General features: G+C 37.7%; 18 protein-coding genes. 15 read left to right on the top strand and 3 right to left on the bottom strand.

The window, feature by feature from the left end; genetic code table 11:
- Window positions 1–195 precede the first annotated feature (195 nt).
- Window positions 196–807 carry a tetratricopeptide repeat protein gene (locus AA0017_RS15230; protein ID WP_413375768.1) on the bottom strand — a complete coding sequence of 204 codons (612 nt, stop codon included), beginning with the start codon at window positions 805–807 and terminating at the stop codon, window positions 196–198.
- A gap of 1064 nt (window positions 808–1871) precedes the next feature.
- Between AA0017_RS15230 and AA0017_RS15225 the strand changes: the two genes are divergently transcribed.
- The 15 genes from AA0017_RS15225 (at window position 1872) to AA0017_RS15155 (ending at window position 16707) form a co-directional block, all read left to right on the top strand.
- Window positions 1872–3395: a helix-turn-helix domain-containing protein gene (locus tag AA0017_RS15225; protein ID WP_413375766.1), complete on the top strand. Its 1524-nt coding sequence runs from the start codon at window positions 1872–1874 to the stop codon at window positions 3393–3395.
- Between the two features lie 195 nt (window positions 3396–3590).
- The gene (locus AA0017_RS15220) at window positions 3591–5042 is read left to right on the top strand and encodes an aldehyde dehydrogenase family protein (protein ID WP_413375764.1); all 1452 of its coding nucleotides are present in this window, start codon (window positions 3591–3593) and stop codon (window positions 5040–5042) included.
- 12 nt (window positions 5043–5054) lie between these two features.
- On the top strand, window positions 5055–5924 hold the full coding sequence (locus AA0017_RS15215) for an NAD(P)-dependent oxidoreductase (RefSeq protein ID WP_413375762.1): 870 nt from the start codon (window positions 5055–5057) through the stop codon (window positions 5922–5924).
- Window positions 5925–5945: 21 nt separating this feature from the next.
- On the top strand, window positions 5946–6752 hold the full coding sequence (locus tag AA0017_RS15210; RefSeq protein WP_413375760.1) for a DUF3100 domain-containing protein: 807 nt from the start codon (window positions 5946–5948) through the stop codon (window positions 6750–6752).
- Window positions 6736–7185: a hypothetical protein gene (locus AA0017_RS15205; RefSeq protein WP_413375758.1), complete on the top strand. Its 450-nt coding sequence runs from the start codon at window positions 6736–6738 to the stop codon at window positions 7183–7185. The genes AA0017_RS15210 and AA0017_RS15205 overlap by 17 nt, the downstream gene beginning before the upstream one ends.
- A gap of 657 nt (window positions 7186–7842) precedes the next feature.
- Complete coding sequence (locus AA0017_RS15200; protein ID WP_413375756.1) at window positions 7843–8529, top strand: hypothetical protein; 687 nt, start codon at window positions 7843–7845, stop codon at window positions 8527–8529.
- A 2-nt stretch (window positions 8530–8531) separates the two neighbouring features.
- On the top strand, window positions 8532–8699 hold the full coding sequence (locus tag AA0017_RS15195) for a hypothetical protein (protein ID WP_413375754.1): 168 nt from the start codon (window positions 8532–8534) through the stop codon (window positions 8697–8699).
- Between the two features lie 108 nt (window positions 8700–8807).
- Window positions 8808–9548 carry a helix-hairpin-helix domain-containing protein gene (locus AA0017_RS15190; RefSeq protein WP_413375752.1) on the top strand — a complete coding sequence of 247 codons (741 nt, stop codon included), beginning with the start codon at window positions 8808–8810 and terminating at the stop codon, window positions 9546–9548.
- A gap of 598 nt (window positions 9549–10146) precedes the next feature.
- Window positions 10147–10830: a response regulator transcription factor gene (locus AA0017_RS15185; protein ID WP_413375750.1), complete on the top strand. Its 684-nt coding sequence runs from the start codon at window positions 10147–10149 to the stop codon at window positions 10828–10830.
- Window positions 10831–10841: 11 nt separating this feature from the next.
- Window positions 10842–11879: a sensor histidine kinase gene (locus tag AA0017_RS15180; protein WP_413375748.1), complete on the top strand. Its 1038-nt coding sequence runs from the start codon at window positions 10842–10844 to the stop codon at window positions 11877–11879.
- Window positions 11880–12048: 169 nt separating this feature from the next.
- Complete coding sequence (locus AA0017_RS15175) at window positions 12049–12828, top strand: ABC transporter ATP-binding protein (RefSeq protein ID WP_413375746.1); 780 nt, start codon at window positions 12049–12051, stop codon at window positions 12826–12828.
- The gene (locus AA0017_RS15170; protein ID WP_413375744.1) at window positions 12825–14747 is read left to right on the top strand and encodes an FtsX-like permease family protein; all 1923 of its coding nucleotides are present in this window, start codon (window positions 12825–12827) and stop codon (window positions 14745–14747) included. Before AA0017_RS15175 ends, AA0017_RS15170 begins: the two co-directional genes overlap by 4 nt.
- A 15-nt stretch (window positions 14748–14762) precedes the next feature.
- Entirely contained in the window at window positions 14763–15077 is a 315-nt protein-coding gene (locus AA0017_RS15165; RefSeq protein WP_413375742.1) for a YxeA family protein, read from the top strand.
- Window positions 15078–15280: 203 nt separating this feature from the next.
- Window positions 15281–15949: a DNA alkylation repair protein gene (locus AA0017_RS15160; RefSeq protein WP_413375740.1), complete on the top strand. Its 669-nt coding sequence runs from the start codon at window positions 15281–15283 to the stop codon at window positions 15947–15949.
- Between the two features lie 428 nt (window positions 15950–16377).
- Complete coding sequence (locus tag AA0017_RS15155) at window positions 16378–16707, top strand: DNA-binding protein (protein ID WP_413375738.1); 330 nt, start codon at window positions 16378–16380, stop codon at window positions 16705–16707.
- Between the two features lie 994 nt (window positions 16708–17701).
- On the opposite strand, the gene AA0017_RS15150 is transcribed toward AA0017_RS15155, so the two are convergent.
- On the bottom strand, window positions 17702–19096 hold the full coding sequence (locus AA0017_RS15150; RefSeq protein WP_413375736.1) for a glycoside-pentoside-hexuronide (GPH):cation symporter: 1395 nt from the start codon (window positions 19094–19096) through the stop codon (window positions 17702–17704).
- Window positions 19097–19323: 227 nt separating this feature from the next.
- Entirely contained in the window at window positions 19324–20763 is a 1440-nt protein-coding gene (locus tag AA0017_RS15145) for an FAD-binding oxidoreductase (protein WP_413375734.1), read from the bottom strand.
- Window positions 20764–20853 lie beyond the last annotated feature (90 nt).

Raw genomic sequence — 20853 nt, 5'->3', positions numbered from 1 at the left:
GTAGTGAGCGAGTCCTAGAAATCTCCAGAGTAATAGTTAAACTTCAAGAATGATCATCCTCAGACTAGAACGGCAAGCAATCTTTTTCATCGTTTACATGATTGATGAGCGTAAAAAGTATTCCACAGTAATTGCCGCATACTCGTCCTAAATTCAATTAGTCCCCATTTATGTTTTTAGTTAAAATTATACCGATCAATAAGAAAGAAGAGGTTTCGGCATAATGAATCCTCTTTTTTGTGAAAAACACGTTTCCACTTCCAGATATTGTGATGTTCTTTTTTTTTTTCGTTTCTTCTTCTTCTTTTTCTTAAAGTATTTTTTATTACCTGGTAATTCTTTGCTTCTTTCTCCCATAAATAATTCCGCGCTTGGAAAAAAGGATGTAAGATCATCAGTAACTATTTCTCCTTCTAATACTCCTGTAGAGCCCTCTTCTGAATTAGGTATATTAATTTGAAACTCGCTATACAATTCTATTGGAGGAGGAACAGAAATCGCTCCGTTTGAGATTGTGTTTAAATGAAACAATTCCCTCAAGCCATTCGATAGTAAATTTCTTAAATCTGAAGCATTCATTTGGCGATAACTTGAAGCACTGATGAGCATTTTATGAAGATAATTGGCCGCTTCCTGTACTTCACCAATAGCTGATAAAATCATTCCTAGTGAAAAGTGTGATTCCGTTTGTTTCGGGTTTAATGCAAGGGAATGTTCATAGGCACAAGCGGCTAGGTCCGCTCTTCCACCTTTGTAATATAGATTTCCTAATCGATTCCATACGAATGAGTCCTCTTTAGATTCCATTAGCGTATTCAGCAAGTGTTCTTCTGCATTTGTTGCATATTTATGTGAGCTTCCGTCAAAGAGTCTATTCTCCCCTAAAGAGAATCTACTATACTTCACTATTTGAATTAATTATCATTAAAGCGGAAATGAGCATGATCCTATATTCATTTGTAATCTCCCATTTTCCAGGTGAATTGCAGTGCTTGCAGCGAAAATAACCCGTAGATTGGACATACTCATCGATATCTGCTTGTTTATTTTTATTATAGTTCCGAAGATTGATTGTTAGATGTTCCAAATTATATTGAGCTTTCATTCCACAATTTTTGCAAATTAAAAACTGAAGGTTGCTCTCAAAAGGTGGAACAATTTTTTTGATATTTTTTGAAACTAACTGAACATATTTGCTAGGTAGAGCAGAAAGCGTTGGTAAATCGGGCACCTCTTCGTTCTTTTTTCCTGTTAGAGCACAAATAAGTTGAGGGTTAATTTATAAGCTATTCAAGGATTTGCTAAAAACATTATTATCTTATCAGGAGCTATGAAGAAGAAGGAACGTCAACAAGCACTCGAAAAGTTAATGAAGATACCTGATAGTGAGGAGAGGCTATTAATTGCAACGGGAAAATATGTCGGACCTGTCACTCCCAAAAATATGACGAAAAAGCATCCTTCTAGCGAGGGTGCTTTTTCGTCATATTCTAACCATTTTCGGCTGGTGGCAGGCATGCATTCTCATTGTAGGTATCAGAGTTGCGGTTTGAAACTGGATAAGAAAGTGGATGTACTATGGTTTGTTATGCTTAAATCCAAGTGGAAATCCGGAAATATTTACTTGTTATTTTTTGATTTGCTATAATACACAGAAAATTAAAGATTGAATTATTCTTCAATGAGATTTAAATTAGATACATACCATTAAACATATCACCTTATTTTTTGCCATTTGTTTGCGGATTCTTATATGAACATTTGATAGATATCTAACGAGACGGTAGATTGACGATGTAAATATACCATAAGCTAAAGTTAGTAACTTTTTGTTAGATTAGATGAAGTTAACAATAAGGGGGGAATAGGCGGTGGTTGAACGAGATGGGGAACAACTTTGGAAGGGCGATCATGAGTTTATGAACACTCGGGGTGTTGGAGGGATTTTAGAGCTAGTGACCCAATCTGTATCAAAACTAATTAAGGATACGGATATGGTTTTATTATACATATATGATGATAAGCAACAAGTTCTGCGGTTGGGTAATGGAGTTGGCATTGTTTCTTCCCAATTACGCCATGTCGCATTCTCTCCTGGTGAGTCTATTACTGGTTCCGTTTATATACGGAAAGAGCCACTTTTATTTCTTGAAGATAAAGAAGTTGAGGAAGCTATGGCTAATATATCTGATAGAAATAGGCACTATTATCTTGAAGGTGTTGCCAATAAAAAGGTGTATAGTTCTTTGAGTATTCCCGTTATGTTTCAACATAAGTGTATCGGGACATTGACGGTGAATCGGTGTCGAGCGAACTATCCATTTACTTCTCAAGATATGAGAGTCGCTTTAGAGTTAGTCCAGTATGGTGTCTTGGCATTAGAAAAAGAATATGAGTTTAGAAACTATCAACTTGAATTAAAAGAACGACAATGGAGAGAGCGTACAGAGAATTACTTTAAACAAGTTCTCCTTGAAGGGGGTGATATGAATCGAGTGCTAGATGTTCTTAGTCGATTACTGAATGGAATGAATGTTAAGTTCAGTGAATCTTTGGGAGAGCATTCCTACTATTATTCAATTGTGAATCAAGAGATCCACCACGGCTGGCTGCTACTGCAACGGCAACCGAATATGAGGGAGCAACATTACATCGAAGAAGCAGCGAAGACGATTGCGATCTTATTAACGTTTGATTCAAAAAAGATTGATGCAACATTAAAAAAAGAGGCAGAGTACTTTATTCAAATGCTGCAGACAGCTCATCAGTTTGACGAGAATTTTTGGGGGATGACGGCAAGTAAATATGTATACGCACTTGTTTTCTCGAAAAATAGTAAGTACGAAGTGAAGCAATATCGTACACTGCAATCGTACATACAGTCCTTTGAATCGCATTGGAAGCTTTGCAAATATAAAGAGGTATGGGTACTTTATATTGGTGTGAATAAAGAAAGGTTAAGTCGATTATTGAATAAATTGACTACTTTACAAGGAATGCAGGTTGGGGTTAGCCGCTTCGCACCACTTAGTGAGTATAGACAACTTTTTCAAGAAGCGATGGATGCTTTTGTTTCTAAGACTGATAAGAACGTCATTCATTATGATTCACTCGGATACGAACGCTTATTGATGCACCTTGATGAAGGGCAAAGAACGTCCTTTATCAACGATCATCTAGGACCGGTGATTCAGCTAGATTCCCATTATCTTGAAACATTACAAATGTTAATGAGCACAAATCGTAATCGAAAAGAAGCTGCTGAGAAACTCTTTATACATCCTAACACCTTATATCAGCGGTTAAAGAAGATAGAAAGTGCTATAGGAAAGTCATTGGACAATGAAGAGGACTGGTTGAGTGTGATGATTGCTATGAAGCTACGTTCCTTTTAACGATTGTACATAAAGTAGGGGCTTCTGGTTGTGCCCCTTGAATTTACATATTCGTAAGTCTAAACGCAGAGTACAGTTCTTGCAATGTACGTTCCCACACTATTGACATGAATAAAGTGTGCACACATCTATTTATCTTCATTTTTTAGAATATTAAGATAAAAGTAACTTGAAGATAGAAAGGTGTGAAGCCAATTGGCCAACACGTATGGAAATTATATAGGTGGAAGCTGGGTTCAATCAGAAAGTGGGAAAACGTTTAAAAGTGTAAATCCAGGTCGAACGGAAGAGATTCTCGGGTATTTTCCAGAATCAACGGTAAATGATACAAGGCAAGCCATTGACGTTGCGAGGCATACCTTTCGTGAGTGGAGTCAAGTATCACCAATTAAAAGAGCAGACATTTTATATCGGTTAATTCGTCTGATGGAAGACGATAAAGAGACATTAGCCCTCTTAATATCAAAGGAAGTTGGAAAAACGTTAACAGCAGGCGAAAAAGAGGTAGATGCGACAATCCAAGCGTTAAAGCATTTTAGTGGTGCTGCGAATCGTTTAGCCGGGGAGACGTTACCTTCTAACGACCCAGCGTATTTTACGTATACGATTAAAGAACCGCTAGGGGCGGTTGGGGTCATCACCCCATTTAATTTTCCCCTAGGCATAGGGGTGTATAAGATTGCTCCGGCGATGCTCGCAGGAAATACAGTGGTTTATAAGCCACCAAATGATACGGCTCGTATTGCGGTTGAGCTTGTTAGCCTTTTTGAACGTGCTGGCATGCCTAGTGGTGTTCTTAATTTAATCTTTGGTGAGGGTGAAGTGGTGGGAAAAGAAATGGGAGAGAACCCTCATTTAAAAGCGATCTCCTTTACCGGCTCCACAGCAGTTGGATTAAAACTAGGGCAAGCTGTCACGGCGCGTGGTGGTAAAATGCAAGCAGAATTAGGCGGGAAAAATGCGACGATTATTTTAGAAGATGCCGATTTAGAAGCCGCTATATCCGGTGTGATGATTAGTGGGATGTACAATAATGGGCAAAGTTGTACGGGAACAAGTCGAGTCATTGTTTTAAAGGAAATGGCTGATGTCGTGATTGATAAGCTTGTTAAAGCAGCCAAATCATTAAAGATTGGCTACGGACAAGATGGTGAGAACGATAACGGAGCCATTGCAAATGAGAAACAATTAAAAACGTATTTACACTATATCGATAGTGCTAAAGAAGCCGGTGCAAAAATTGAATGTGGTGGAAAACGATTAACTGATAATGGTTTAGAGCAAGGGTACTTTGTCGCACCAACGATTGTAAGTGGCGTTACTTCTGAGATGGCAATTGCTCAAGAAGAAATATTTGGTCCAGTAGTAGCTGTTATGGTAGTAGATTCATATGAGGAAGCCATTGCCCTCGCAAATGATACGACCTTTGGCTTATCGTCCTCGGTTTATACAAATGATTTATCAAAAGCTCATGATTTTATTAAGCGGATTCAGGTTGGGGTCGTCCATGTGAATATTCCGTCAAATTATTTTGAGAACCAGCTTCCATTCGGTGGGATGAAAAATTCAAGCATCGGTTTACGAGAGCAAGGATCATCTGCATTAGACTTTTGGTTGGACACAAAATCAGTTTATATAAAACCGTAGGAGGGTGTCATCATGGAAGCTATTGGAGTCATTGGATGTGGGGCGATGGGAGCGGGCATGGTTCGCAATTTGTTAGCGGCAGACTATACCGTTTATGTGAGTGATCCTTATTGCGTTCGGCAAAAAGAATTAGAGGGGCTTGGAGCCAGATTTGTTTCAAGTCCTATGGAATTTGTAAAAGAAGTAAAGGCTGTGTTTCTTTCTTTGCCCTCTCCGCAAATTTTGACAAATATTTTGCAAGGGGAAAATGGTTTATTTGCGGGGCTTCAAAAGGGAAGTTATGTTTTTGACGTTGGAACAACTGATACGGAGACAACGAAGCTCTTACATGGGGAAGCAAACTCATATGGGATTCATTTTTTAGACTGTCCTGTAAGTGGTGGGCCAGCTGGGGCGAATGCGGGAACATTAACGGTGATGGTTGGTGGGGATAAGGCAGCTTATCTTTCATCCCTTCCTTATTTAGAAGTCATCGGACAGACGATTCGATACATTGGTACATCTGGAGCAGGGCAAACAGTAAAACTCTGTAACAATATGATAGTTGCAGGGATTACAGCGCTTCTAAGTGAAACAATGATTGCGGCTGAATCTCAAGGTGTTGACGTGGAGACATTGTTTTCAATTTTGCGAGAAAGCTCAGGGAATAACCGAGTTATAGAAGTGTTTGGAGATAATCTTAAAGATAAGTCGTTTGAACAGGTGCTTTTTTCCTTAAGTCATATGGCAAAGGATTTAGAGCTTTATATGAAGATAGCGAATCAATCAGCTAGTCCTCAACCTGTATCAGCAATCGTTAATCAGCTCTATCGGTTAGCTTTACAACATAACAAAGCATCACTAGATTCAACAGCCATTTATTCAATGATTGCGAATGATTAAGAGAGGCAGGTGCTTGTATTCGTGTTACATTTAATTAAAGATTGGCGACTGCATGTATTGGTATTAGCTGTCGTCATTTTGACCGAGGCGATCGGTACGATCCGTATTCAGATTGGGCCAGGAGTTATCATGCTATTGCCAATGTTATTTGCAATAGTTATTGGATTAATTTTATATTTTACCCCGCTAGTCAAAGACAAGCAGTCAAAGCATGCAGAGCCGATTATTACTCTGAGCGTAACATTACTCATTGCCAAAATTGGTGTCACAATTGGACCTGGATTAGCCGATGTTATTGCGGCGGGACCTGCTTTATTGTTGCAAGAGATTGGAAATTTCGGAACGATCTTTTTAGCCTTACCAATTGCGGTTTTACTTTTTAATATGAAACGTGAATCGATTGGAATGGCACATTCTGTCGGACGTGAGCCAAACTTAGGATTAATTTATGATAAGTATGGTTTTGAATCACCAGAAGGAAAAGGGGTTACAACAGTCTATATTTTCGGGACGGTATTTGGAGCGATGTTCTATGGACTTATAGCGGGCTTTTTGGCAACCTTTACGCCTCTGCACCCGTTAAGTCTAGCGATGGCAGCTGGTGTAGGGAGTGGGAGTATGATGGCCGCAGCTGTTGGCTCACTCGTCGCACTTTATCCAGAACTAGAAACCCAAATCGTGGCCTTTGCAGGAGCGAGTAACTTATTAACGTATTCAACGGGAATGTTTATTAGTATGTTCATTGCCTTGCCGATGACAGAAAAACTGTACAATCTATTCAGAAAGTGGAAGGGAGAGGAGGAGAAGAAAGATGAAAAATCTGCATGAGTACTTTTTGCTAATGTTAGTTGTTGGGGTTGTAGCCTATGTTGGAAATTGGGTAGGTTACGGAGTTTTCTCATTGGAGTCGATGGCTGGAATGTTAATTCTGATTGTCATTGCTGGGTTAGGTCAGCTATTCAATAAACTGATCCCACTTAACATTCCGAGTGTAGTCTATGTGATTGCCATTGGAATTATTGCTTCTCTTCCACAAACTCCATGGGGAGGGAGTGTCATTGCATTCACAAGTGATATTAATCTACTAGCAATTGCTACACCAATCTTGGCCTATGCAGGGATTGCAATCGGACGTTCCTGGACCGATTTTGTATCGATGGGCTGGAGAGCAATGGTAGTATCTTTATGTGTATTACTTGGTACGTTAGTTGGTTCTGCGATTATTGCGGAGCTTGTGTTGAGGTTTCAGGGGATTATCTAGGTTTAACTAAATGATAGGGGTAAGATATAGATACAGTTTGCAACTTTATTGTTAATAGATAAACCGTGGTCGCATTTTGATCATGGTTTATTTTTCTTAAATTTATTAAAAAATAACGAAGGCACCATCAAGCTCTTTCAAGGGGACAGCTTAATCGGCGAAGGATCGATACAACAAACCGATGAACTAGGCTTCTCAAGAGGCAGCCTACAATTAAAATAAAACGAACAAAGCCCCATCAGCAAAGAATACGAAGTCGCATTACTGTTTGAAGGAGCAATCAGATAAGTTATCTACTTTAGGTGGTTATACGGAAGGTTTAGAAGCTTCCTTACAGGAGGAATTAGCGACGGAGTAAAGGGTATTAAAGGAACAAAGAAGTAAAGGAATAGAAGGTTCAAGGAGGAGGGGTGTCTTCTTGGGCTTTTTGTTGTGGATTTAATGAATCGAAAAATGTAGATGCTGAATAATATATTCATTTTGGAACATTAAAATGGCTCTGTTATATTAAAAGGTCATATTGTAGGCACTATGCATAATGAGTCTTTATGCTCGTATTTATTAAAGATTTCTTTGACTAGTTTTGTCGAAATAGTACAAATTTCTTGGGTTGATGTTACAATTGCCATTGTTAATATAAAAATGGGGGAATTTTCTATGAAAAAAACACTTTTTGTCTTATCTTTAGCAATTATGATGTCTATTACAACTGCATGTGGTTCTGAAGAGAATACAGATGTAGAACCACAAGAAGAAAATACTGATGAGGTTTCGGCAGACAATGTTGATGATAATGAGGATTTGATAACAGAGGTTGAAGAGGAAGAGCCTGAAGTAAGCGAAGAAACTAGCGATAGTGGTTGGGAGCAACAAGTCGGAGATACAGTCGAAAACGAAGGCGGGAAATTTACTCTCCATGCTCGCAATGATTCAACCGAGTCAATTGAAACAGGAAGCATGACGTTAAATCTAGTGCAAGTTAATGCAGTTTCAGGAGAGCTAAGTGATGAGTTCGCTTTATTTTTTGATGATGAAACAGAGCTTCATTATATTCAAATAGATGTGGAGATTTCAAATTCATCAGAGGAGACTATTAACTTTTATGCCGATCAAGCGACTATCACAACAAATACGGGAGAACAGCTTGATATGCCTGACTTTTTCTTAAGTGATCATATTGGCGGTGAATTTATAGGAGCCGTTAATAAATCAGGTAGCATCTTTTATATATTAGAAAATTCAACTGCTGATGAAATTGAATGGGTACGTATTCTCATCAGTGCACCTTCTGATGATTCTTATGAAACAGTTGGTGAAGAAATCGATATTAAAGTGGAGTTTTAAAAATGAAAGCTATTTCCATTATATTAATCGTTATTGGAGTCATTGGCCTGCTCCTCTCAACTTTAATGTTTGGAGATATCGGTTTATTAGCAGCGTTTGCCTCTACAGTAGCTATATTGTCTGGGATAGGATTTTGGATGATTGTTAAACAATTAAACGAGAAAAAATAGATTTCTAGAGCATTTGGTAAAGAGTATATAGGATAATTTTTAGGAGGTAAAGACCTTAAATTATCCTATATATATTACTTGAATTTTATTAAACAGGAGAAGACATCTATGAAAACAGTCTTATTTTTATTAGTAGTTTTTACACTATTAGGTATGATAGGTTGTTGGTATTTAACAAATCAATATAAAGGATTATTCAGTAAACGAGTATTATTCCTTCCTTTAATTTTAAGTATAGGTTTTATTGCTGGGTGTGGGAGTGGAGATGAGTCAGCTGCTGCTATTGAAGAGATGCATGCAGAAAATGAAACTCTTCAACTATCAGTAGCTGAGATGGAAGAGGAAGTTGAAGAACTTCTTTCAAAAATAGAAGAATACGAAGAACTTTTAGACGAACAAACAGAAGTAATCGCAGCACAAGAAAAAGAGCTTGAATCATTATCAAATGAAATTAGTATAGAAGAGTTAGAAGAAAAAGATAAGGAAATAGCACAATTAAAAAAAGATATCGAAACTAGTGAAACAGATATAAAAAATAAAAATTTAACGATCTCTTCTTTAGAAAAAGAAGTAAAAGTATTGTCTGAAGCAGAAAGTACAGCTAAAGTTACGGAATCATCCAGTGAATCGGAAATTGAAAATAGTTGCTCACCTGGGACTATCAGCATTAACACTGCTTCTTTTCATGAACTACAAGGAATCCATCAAATTGGACCAGATCGTGCTCAACAAATTATTGATATGAGAAGTAATCCTTTTACCAGCTACAATAGCCTTACTCGAATAAGCGGTATAGGTGATAAGAGGGTAGTAGAGATTGAACAGCAAGGGATTATTTGTTTTGATTAGGGTGTATTAGAGATGGAGTGAGCCATGTAAGGATAAGTATTAAATGTTTTCAAATGGTACACATTTAGAGTACGGAAACATTCTAATGAAAATAGAGTATTGGGAGAATCATATAAATATTGTAAACGTGAATTTCTAATATAAGGTAATTTAAGGAAAGATGTTAATGAGAATCAAGTTTTAATTCAGAAAGGTATTCATGATAATCTAGTATTAGTAAGAAATGATATTGCTGTTTTAAAAAAGCAAGATTCAAATAACTAATATGCGTTGACCACCTATCTCGATCAGGAGAAAGGCGGTCTTTTTTATATTATATTGGTTCACTGTCGCAGCTCGAAAGGTGTCGAAATTTAATCGACAAAAATCGAGTAGTGGCAGGCACTATTACTATGGGAGGAACCATAGCGGGGACAATCGAGCCATTATCAAAGAAGTGAATGAAATCACAGCAGGTTGGGTGCATTACTACGGGATAATCCATCCTTATAATACGGCTGTTTTTACTGATTTAACATAGCTCCGTAAATCTAACAAACAATAGCTTTCTAATCGTAACTAATTTAGAATAATACGTATAAAAGAAGGAGGGCTTAAAATGAATATGAATATCTTTATTATTGAAGATGACTCCCTTCTCTTAGAGGCATTAAAAGAGGGGTTAAGCCAGTGGTCTTATAATGTAAGTAGTCCAAAAGACTTCTCTCTTGTAATGGAAGACTTTGTTGCACATGGACCTCACTTAGTTTTGATTGATATACAGCTTCCTAAATTTGATGGCTTCCATTGGTGTAGAGAAATCCGTGCCATCTCACAAGTGCCTATTATTTTTCTCTCATCAAGGGATCATCCAATTGATATGGTGATGGCCATGAACTTAGGGGCAGATGATTACGTACAAAAACCTTTTCATATGGATGTTCTTCTCGCCAAAATTCGGGCGATCCTTCGCAGGACGTATACATATGAAGAAGCTTCTGCTGATGTCATTGAATGGAATCAAGCCATTATTGACTTAAAAAGTGGAGAGATTTATAAGGGTGGGAAAGCTATTGAGCTTACTAAAAATGAATTTTTTATTCTTTCCGTTTTAGTAAAATCAAATAACAAAATCATCTCGCGTCACGAACTGATGAAAATACTTTGGGATGATGATCAATTTATTAATGACAATACGCTTACAGCTAACATCACAAGACTACGACAAAAGCTTTCATCTCTTCATTTAGCCGATGGAATTGTAACAAAAAAAGGGCTCGGATATATGGCCATTACACTATAGGAGGGTCCAAATTGTTTATCCGTTATCTCGTTTATAAAAAGAGTTGGATCATCCTCATTGCTACACTCCTACTACTTACAAACACTTTAATCCTGTTTGATGAGGGCATTGGGTTGGAGCCCTACTCACTTATTTATTTAAATGGGCTGTTTCTCACGATCTGTGCTGTTTTTTTGGTTTGGAGGTACAAAAAAGAAACTTCTTATTATAAATCTTTACTTACGCTTTTTAACGATTTAGACGATGATTGGTTTCAAAGCATTCCGTCTCCTAAGCAGTATTTTCCAGACCAAATCTTGTACACGATTTTCCAGACCATTGATGAGCAAAGTCAAAACAAACGTCGTGAGGATTTCTTTTCTCAACAAATGGACCATAATGATCTTGCCTCTTGGGTTCATGAAATGAAAACGCCTCTTACTGCGATGAAGATAACGATTGATTCTTATCAGTCGAATGAGTTAGCTCAAAAGCTTCATAAAAATTGGCTAAAGGTCCACTTATTACTGGACCAGCAACTATACATGTCTCGATTAACCACCTTAGACTCAGATTTGTTGCCTAAAAAACTAGAAGTGATGGATTTGCTAAAAGAAGAGATTCGTGAACTATCGACCTGGTGTATGGAAAAGAATTTAGCCATCGATATAGCAGGAAAAACGAAATCTACCGTTTATACGGATAAAAAGTGGTGCGGGTTTGTCATGCGCCAGCTTTTAACAAATGCGATTAAATATAGCCCCACAAATGGAACAATTGTCATTAACGTCGATTTAGATGATAATCATTCCGTTTTCGTAAATATTAAAGATAAAGGACCAGGCATTCAACCACATGATCTCCCTCGCATATTCGATCGAGGCTTCACGGGGGAAAATGGACGTGTACAACACAATGCTACTGGTATGGGGCTTTACCTTGCAAAAGAAATAAGCAAGAAATTACATATCCATCTTGAGGTTTCTTCTGTTGTTGGAGAAGGCACCTCGGTTTCAATGTTCTTTACTAGCAACAATTCATTTGAACAAATTAGACGTGAATTAATATAAATTTAACCATAAAAAGTAGTCAGAATTTATTCGTTTTCTGCCTACTTTTTATTTGTCTAGGTGACAAAAATATCACATTCAATCCTGTTTTATCACCTAAAGCGTACGACCTAGAATCAAAACAGAACTATACTATGTGTATAACAACTTGATTGGAGGAGTGTAGAAAATGAGAATTCAAAAGACACCTAAAACCATGTTAAACGCTGAAGGCGTACGTAAATCCTATGGTTCTAAAGGGAATGTTCAACAAGTGTTAAATGGAATTAACCTTCGTGTGTTGGAAGGGGAATTTGTTGGCATCATGGGGCCTTCAGGTTCAGGTAAGACGACTCTTCTTAATACGTTGGCCACGATTGATCGTGCCACAGACGGCCAAATCTTTATAAATGAGCATGAAATTTCAAACATGAAAGATAACCAACTTTCAAGCGTGCGTCGCCGGCATTTAGGCTTTATTTTTCAGGACTATAATCTACTTGATACATTAACAGTGAAAGAAAACATTTTGTTACCTGTTTCGCTAACCAATATAAGCAAAGAGCAGGCTGAAACAAAGTTTAATGCCATAGCAGAGATGTTAGGTATTAAGGAGTTAGCAAATAAGTACCCTTTTGAAATTTCGGGTGGTCAAAAGCAACGAACCTCTGCAGCACGAGCATTAATTCATTCGCCTTCAATTGTATTTGCTGATGAGCCTACCGGAGCCCTTGATTCAAAAGCAGCCTCCGATTTATTAGAAAATATGCACAATATTAACCAAGCGCGACAGGTCACCATTGTGATGGTCACTCATGATCCATTAGCATCTAGCTATTGTAACCGTGTGGTCTTTCTAAAGGATGGAAGAGTTTTTTCTGAATTGTACCGGGGAGAGAAAACGAGAGAATCCTTCTTTAAGGACATTCTTGATATGCAAGCCGTTCTTGGAGGAGGCCACCAGAAGTGACCATACAGAAATTAGTAATCCGCAGTATGCGAAAGAACATCAAAATGTATTACCTCTATTTTTTCGCAATGATTTTCAGTATAAGTTTGTATTTTATCTTTTCAACCCTACAAAATGATCCAACCATTGTTCATATGGCTAAGACTAGCATGAACTTCTCAACGAGTTTTCAAGTCGCTGGAATATTACTCATTCTCATTACCATTTTGTTTACGGTGTATGCTACGAACATCTTCATTAGAAGACGTAGTCAAGAAATCGGATTGTATCAGTTAATTGGCTTGTCTAAGGCTTGGGTCGCTCGAGTATTAATTTTAGAACACACGATTCTTGGTCTAGGAGCTTTACTTATCGGAATATTAGTTGGAGCTTTGCTCTCGCGACTCTTTCTTTTAGTGTTTTTGAACCTGATAGGCCTTGAAGCTATGGTTGGCTTAACCTTCTCCAGCCAAGCAGTCATCCAAACAATTGCTGTTTTTACTTGCCTAATTGCTGTCACATCCGTACAGATTATCGTGACCGTTTATCGCCGTACACTCATACAATTGTTTCAAGCAAATCATAAAAATGATTACTTTTCCAAACGGCCAAGCTTCGTTTCAGGCATTTTGGGGTTAGCAGGATTAAGTCTGATAGGGTTTGGCTATTATGTGTCTACCTTGATTGTAGAGCATGCAGATTTGCTGATGTTTCTTATGTTATTAGTTCTCGCCAGTACCATATTCGGAACTTATTTAGTCTTCCATACGACCATAAGCTGGATATTGTATGTTTTTCGAAAAAAGCAAAATGGAAATCTCGGCTTATATAATAGCCTGTCGGTAGCACCCTTAATGCAAAGAATGAAAGGTCACGCCAATTCGTTAACTTTAATCACTGTATTGTCTGCCATGACCATTACAATGATTTCTCTTTCCTATTCCTTATATTATTCAACCGAAAACGATGTGAGATTGGCGATGCCTTTTGATTTTGCAGTGGAAAATATGCAAGAAGAAGCCGCTATTATCTCAAGTAGTTTAGAAGAAGAGCAGATTGAATTCGATTACTATCAACTAGATGCCATACGATTTGATGGTGCATGGGTGGAAGAGGATCGAAATGGAAACAATCGTCACAGAACGTTTATGCTTTTCTCAGCAGAGCAGATGGAACAGGCGGGAATAGATGTTGAAAGTCCCCCAGCTGGTGAAGCCATCTATTATAATACGCGAGCCATTATAGAAGGAATGGAGATTGCATTTCCAAAAGATGTGCAGTACGCGTCAAACGATGAAGAAAATCGACTAACAGTTTCCCATTTTATGCTTGAAAACGTGATGAATTATAGGTTCTATGGCGAACAATTACTTGTTTCTGAAGAAACCTTTGAGAGAATGAGAGACACCATTCAGGATGATGAGTACAAAGAATCTTTGACCTTTGAGGTGTTTCACTTATTGGATACTGAAAAATCAGATACCGCCTCTAACATCTTTCTAACGAATGTGGACAGTGACGAGTATATCACTGACTTTTATTCCGCATACGAGGAATCTCGTCAAACCTTCGGACTGCTCATTTTCATCGCCGGCTTATTAGGCTTTGTGTTTATCCTTTCAACGGGAAGTATTTTGTACTTTAAACAAATGACAGAGGCTGAACAAGAGAAAAAACATTATCGGACACTGCGACAACTCGGATTTCAAGTGAACGATATTATGAAAGGCATCATCCGTAAACAGCTCTTTGTTTATTTAATCCCTCTTGGAATAGGGTTAATTCACGCTGCTTTTGCTCTTAACGTAGGTTCTGTTCTTATCGCCGCAAGCATGCTCACCCCAATCATCATTAGTATGGCAGCATATATTGTCATCTACTTAATCTTTGCGGCGTTCACGATTCAATACTACAAAGGCATCGTGAAAGGTGCATTATAGAAAGGAAATGTGTTTATGAAAAAAATCCTTATCTTTTGTCTCGTTGTAGTCGTTACTTTTACAAGCCTATACCTTCTCTTTCGCGAAACATTCGACCGTTTTAATCCTTTGATTGCCGAAGAATATGTTTATGTAGAGGTTCAAGATGAACCTAAAGATGATAACGGAAGGTTTAAGTATGACCTAAAAGGTGTTAATGAAAACAATGAAACAAAACGAGTCGTATTTAGTTCCAGCACGAGGCTCGATCCAGGTACATTCATAAGAGTTTTCGCGAAAGGGACGCACTCAAAAGAATATGAATTTATAAATCAGGATGAAATGCCGTAGGATAATTCTTTAGCCTTCTGTGCTACTTAATTAGAAGCGTTTACTCACGGTAAACCGTAACATAAGTAACGGCGAAATGAATCACTCCTTTTACCTTGTTATGATACAATTGTATGCAATAAGACGTATAACGAAATTTAGTTATAGATATATCCCGCCCATGACATATTATGAAACAGTGTTTTAATAAGGAGTTGTGTCAAATGAATAATAATAAAAGCACCGATATAAAACGCTCATCAAAAGTAGAAAACATTCTACTTCAGATCAATAGTAAAACTAAGCTAGGCGACTTACGAAAAATCGCGAAGGACATAAAAAAAGATCACGAACTAGCTATGGAACTTTGGTCAACAGGAGAGTTTTTGCCCAGACTATTGGCCATCTTAATTATGGACAAAAAACTTCTTTCACAAGATGTACTAAATAGGCTTGATAAGGATATGCAGACTCACTCATTTGATGAGCGAAATAACTTAATGGATTGGCTAATGGCTAATCAGCTCACCAAAGACAAGAAGAACATTGCATTGATGGAGTTATGGGAAAATAGTCCTTCTGCTCTTCAAAGGCGAGCTTTCTGGTATTTTCAAGGGCGATTGAGATGGACTGGACAGACACCGCCTGATAACACCGCAGACTTACTATCTGCAATTGAAGCCAATATTACGCAGGAAGAACCGGAAGTGCAATGGGCTATGAATTTCACCGCAGGCTGGATCGGCGTTTATGATGAAAAGTATCGAGCACGTTGTATTAAACTTGGTGAGAAAACGGGTCTTTACAAAGATGAAATGGTATCAAAAGGATGTACTCCTAATTATTTGCCAGAGTTCATTACAATTGAAGTTAACAAACGAATTAATAATTAGTTACTACTGAAAAATTTATAATGGTTTGATGTGAAATTAAAGGAATTCAAAGCCTCAAAAAGGATCTGAAACTAAGTTTTCAGATCCTTTTTTGCTTGGAGAGAAGTTTTGAAATTCGCTCATTTTACTTTTGAGTTCGTTATGGTTGAACCGTATCATAAGTAAATGAGGTTTTTTAATAAAGAAGAGAACCTATTCATAGTTTAATTAGATTGAATTGGCTGCCGAGTGAGATTTTAAAATTTCGTTTGTAGAAGGATTTAATAAAGTTGTGCAGCCCTTAAATTTTTTAGTAACCAAAACAGTGGTTTCCTCTTCTATAGGTGATGATGTTATTAAAGGTGCTGAAAACCCACAATTTTCCAAACTTATCAAAAGTTAACTGTGTTATAATTGAGAAAATAACAACAATTTAGGAGGGGACTAGGGTGGATAGTTTTTGGTTTGCAATCGCAATAATCGGGGCTGCTTACTTAATCGGAGATGGGTTGAAAAATTTTAAGAGTACAGGCTCGGCGTCTTCAAATAGTAATGCTGATTCTAATAACAAGTTTGGCACAGATGATATTAATTTTTTGGGGGCACCTGAGCTGATAAAAGAGAGTAAAATCCAGAATTACATAGGCATTTCAAAAGAAGATGAAAAATCACTTGTAAAAGACTACCCTTCAGTTCCTCATATTATCGTAAACGGTCAAGTATACTTCCCCACAAGTAAGCTTAAAAAATGGATTAATGAAATACCTAATAATCAATAAATGCAAAAGCCTTCTTTAATTTTAGTGAAGGCTTTTAGTATTTTTTAAGACTGTGTTTAAGAAGCATTGGGTCTCGCACTTCTTCCACCCTCGAGTGCGAATCGTCCACCAGCTTACGTAGTTGCTATAAATAGTCTAGCAGAGCCAATCGGTTAAACTTATGGCTAATTAAGATTAATAGCACTAAAAAATAGAACCTAGTGCTATCCGAAAAATCGTTAGAATTCATCGACTGTTTATAACCACTAAAATCATGAACAACGAAAAGCATCTTCACTTTGAGGGTGCTTTTTCGACATATTTAGAGGCGTGGCAGGAACCAAAACATGGTAAAATAGAATTAGGTATAAAAATGTGATTATTTAGAGAATAAGGAAACCAATTTGAACTCTGCAGAAAAAATGTTTGAAAAGTGATTAAAAGGATAAAAAAATATTGGGTATAGTCTGCAAAGTGAACACGCCGAAGAAAGCCAACAAAGTAGTGGAAATTGACCGTGCTAAGTAGTATTTGTGAGGATTTACGCACATATTAACTACCTTTACTGAAAGTTATCAGGTGCAAACAAATTTGACTTAAAATTCAGATATTTTAATATTATTTATTCACCTAACTATATAATCGATACTATAATAAATGCCGAAATCAAATCTATTTCGAAAGACTTGCACTCTAACAAACAGTTAAAAGTCTCATGATATTGAAATAACGTTTGATAGAACAGCAATAGAGAAGATTTCGGCTTATAGAAATAAGCTAGCTCATGATAATTCAATATCAAATAGGGGATATCTTGCTGGGAGAACAAATAAAGGTACCCCCTATCACTTGAAAAAGCCAAGGTTCTTATAGATATCTTAACGAGAGTTTTGTCAGAATTAGAGTTAGTTCTATATTTGATACAATTTAGAGCTTGGTTGTCTACGTGAAAAAGTGTTTATTTTAAATGTACTTACTTTATATTTTGAGGTGGTCGTGATCCCCTTTCTATATTTTAATTTTGAGCAGTTCTTCTTGCCTCTAGTTCAGTAATAATTTCTTCATGTGGTTTTTCCCATTTATAAAATATCATTAGGATAAAAGCTATGACACCTAAGATTACAGGTATCCAAATATAACTAAATGAAATCATATTTAGTGAAGTTTGAGTTTGAGCTTTACCGGCCGCATAGCCACCAAAAGCAAGTAACCAAGCTGGTATCGCGGCACCAAGGCCTGACCCTAGTTTAAATCCAACAGAGGATGCAGATACAAGTAAACCCTGTGCACGTATGCCCGACTTCCATTCACCATAATCTACTGTGTCAGCCATTAAAACAAATAATAACCCTGCTGGTAATCCTAGACCAATTCCTCCGATTACCGTACCGATTGCAATTATCGTTATATTTTGGTCGCCTAAATAAATTACTAGTTGTCCCATGATGCTGATGATAAGCCCCGCCATGATGACTGATTTTTTACTGAATTTCTTTGTTAAAAAAGGTATACTTAAAATTCCGACAATTGTTACCATTCCTAGTGAATTGATTAATGAGACAACTCCAGGTTTACCAACGTAATAAGTAATATAATAAATAGATGCTGATAATTTAGTTATATACATCATAAAGAATACTAGTACTAATAATGACATGATAATCCAAGGTCGATTCCCTTTAATTGCTTTTACACTTTCTTTTAATGGAATCGATTCCACTTTACCTGAGGCACTATGAACACGTTCCTTCGTACCAAAGAAAGTAATTAAAAATAATACAAAGGCCAATACTGAGAAAAGAGTCATCGTATAGAAGAAACCTTTTTGTTGATCCCCAGCACCAAGATAAGCAACAAGTCCAATCAAGGACATGTTAACAATTAATCCACCAAGTTGTCCCCCAACCATACGAAATGTATTTGCAACTGTTCTTTCTTGAACATTACTTGTCATACTAGGTAGCATCGTAGCTAATGGACCATTAATGGCGGCATATAAAACACTGACAAGAATATATAAGATATAGGCATAAGTCAATTTTCCACCTTCACTTAAATCGGGACCAGCAAATAGTGCAATAGCCCCTACTGTAAATGGAATGCAAGTCCATAATATCCAAGGCCTTGATTTCCCCCATCTTGTTTTTGTTTTATCGATTAAAATCCCGAAAATAGGGCTATCAATCATATCCACAAACCGAACAATTAACATCATGGTACCAACTGCAGCCGCACCAATTCCGTATACGTCTGTAAAATAAAAGGTTAAGTAAGTAGTGATGACTGTATAAATTAAGTTAGAGGCCATATCCCCAAAACCGTAGCTGATTTTTTCACTTAAAGGAAGCTTTTGATTAGATTGTGCATCAATGTTACTATTTTTTATACTTTGCTCTCTTAATGCCATCATTTAATCCTCCTTAATTAATAATAAATAGCCTCTCAACATTTGCACGAGTCAGATGCAACGGAGCAACCAACCCACTGTAGACGGTCGCTTCAACAAGTAGAAGAAAAATTACAGCTTAGAGGATGGTCTGCACCGCTCAACAGGGATAGTGAAATTCGGCTCGGTCAAACAAATTGTTACATTGTCAAATACCCTTCACAAATCAAAAATAAAATTGCAGTTATTAACTACTTGTGCTGCCAATGATTGGTATTCATTGGTACCTCGTCTTTGCTAAGATAACCTACAAACAATCTGTTTGGATCCCACTTGTTTCTGATCGTTTGAAGTTTCTCCCAGTGTGTGTCATCAAGAAATTTAACCTGTCTCATCGTGAAGTCTGAGTCTCCGAGGTACTGTCCTATAGTTACAGGTTCCGTACGATTCATCCGTTGGGCAATCCAATTTTGAAACTCTTCATCGTTCGACTCGTCTTCGTAAATTGCATAGGTCGCAACATAATTCTCTCCCAGTAAAGAAAAAGCCATGTCAGGTAATTCTCGCAACGGTGCCATACTAGACCAGATAGAGTAGGACTTTGGCGTAGGCAGGGTGACGAATATGTCACGAATTACAGGGACTACGACTTCAGATGGTCCTTCTACCCAAGTACAGTCCGCGATGTAGCGATGATTCTCAGGATTTGCAAATTCATCTTCATCATATAGTTGCTGTATCGAGGTTGGCTTAGCCTCAATACGCATAAGAGCACGATCCACTTGGGGGAAATCCGCCAACGGGGCCAGTGCTATCTTCGCTTGATTCATCGTTTCACTGAATGCCACACCACTTACAATAAGAACAGGCTCCTTTTCATAACCGGGTATTGGCTCTGGATAGATTCTAGAAGTCGCCGCAAGCTCAACATCACTTGAAATTCCTTTATGAGTCTCTAGAAGCCATGTCATAACCTCGTCAAACAGGTCCATAGGATATACGTAAACGCTTCCGGTTATGCCCTTTGGTCGCGGAATTGTTTGCAAGTGAAAGCGTGTTACAAGACCGAAGAAGCCTGGACCAGCTCCTCGTGCTGCCCAAAACAGCTCACTGTTCTGAATAGCGTCTGCACGAACGAGTTTACCTTCAGCAGTTACAACATCTATAGCGTCAATGTATTCTGCACTCATTCCCATTCCCCGGGCGTTCCAGCCAAAACCTCCTTGAAGTAAAAATCCACCAATACCAACGGTCGCACAGTGACCCGTGGGAAAAAAACGACCTCGTGTAGCGAGAAAGGCATCAAGATCGATTCCTTTAACAGAAGGTGTCGCAGATACGATGCCAGTGGTTTCATCGTATGAGGTTTCTTGATATTTGCCGAGATCAATCAACAATGATTTATCTCTCACGCTCCAGGATGCCCAACTATGACCTCCAGACCTAACAGCCACTTGCCAGCCACGATCCATTGCTAGACGAACACCCTCGACAAGATCGGTTTCAGTTTCCGCTAAAAGAATGGCTTCGGGGTAACGATCTGGGCGCCTGGCATTAAATACTCTTCCAACCCGTGCCTCTTCATACCCAGGCTCGTCGTGAAAAATCAGCTGACCAGTGAATCGTTTCTCTAAAGCAGTGTTGTAATTTTTTTTTCCTTTTTGTGAATTCATCATTTTCTTTTCATTCATGTTAAAACCTCCTAGAATTAATAATAAATTTTACTAGCTGCATGCCAAGGTTCCGTAGGGCGTATGTCTGAAACATTAAATTGACAAGAA

The sequence above is a fragment of the Alkalihalobacillus phoenicis genome, assembly GCF_047302405.1.
Taxonomy (GTDB): Bacteria; Bacillota; Bacilli; order Bacillales; family Bacillaceae_D; genus Alkalihalobacillus.
Note: the sequence above shows the minus strand (reverse complement) of the source record. Positions and strands in the feature narration are given on the sequence as shown.

Bases quoted from the DNA above. Each gene is read 5' to 3' on its own strand.
- AA0017_RS15215 (WP_413375762.1), top strand. From the start codon at position 5,055: ATGGAAGCTATTGGAGTCATTGGATGTGGGGCGATGGGAGCGGGCATG.
- AA0017_RS15145 (WP_413375734.1), bottom strand. From the start codon at position 20,763: ATGAATGAAAAGAAAATGATGAATTCACAAAAAGGAAAAAAAAATTAC.
- AA0017_RS15200 (WP_413375756.1), top strand. From the start codon at position 7,843: ATGAAAAAAACACTTTTTGTCTTATCTTTAGCAATTATGATGTCTATT.
- AA0017_RS15160 (WP_413375740.1), top strand. From the start codon at position 15,281: ATGAATAATAATAAAAGCACCGATATAAAACGCTCATCAAAAGTAGAA.
- AA0017_RS15185 (WP_413375750.1), top strand. From the start codon at position 10,147: ATGAATATGAATATCTTTATTATTGAAGATGACTCCCTTCTCTTAGAG.
- AA0017_RS15230 (WP_413375768.1), bottom strand. From the start codon at position 807: ATGGAATCTAAAGAGGACTCATTCGTATGGAATCGATTAGGAAATCTA.
- AA0017_RS15165 (WP_413375742.1), top strand. From the start codon at position 14,763: ATGAAAAAAATCCTTATCTTTTGTCTCGTTGTAGTCGTTACTTTTACA.
- AA0017_RS15190 (WP_413375752.1), top strand. From the start codon at position 8,808: ATGAAAACAGTCTTATTTTTATTAGTAGTTTTTACACTATTAGGTATG.
- AA0017_RS15150 (WP_413375736.1), bottom strand. From the start codon at position 19,096: ATGATGGCATTAAGAGAGCAAAGTATAAAAAATAGTAACATTGATGCA.
- AA0017_RS15195 (WP_413375754.1), top strand. From the start codon at position 8,532: ATGAAAGCTATTTCCATTATATTAATCGTTATTGGAGTCATTGGCCTG.
- AA0017_RS15205 (WP_413375758.1), top strand. From the start codon at position 6,736: ATGAAAAATCTGCATGAGTACTTTTTGCTAATGTTAGTTGTTGGGGTT.
- AA0017_RS15175 (WP_413375746.1), top strand. From the start codon at position 12,049: ATGAGAATTCAAAAGACACCTAAAACCATGTTAAACGCTGAAGGCGTA.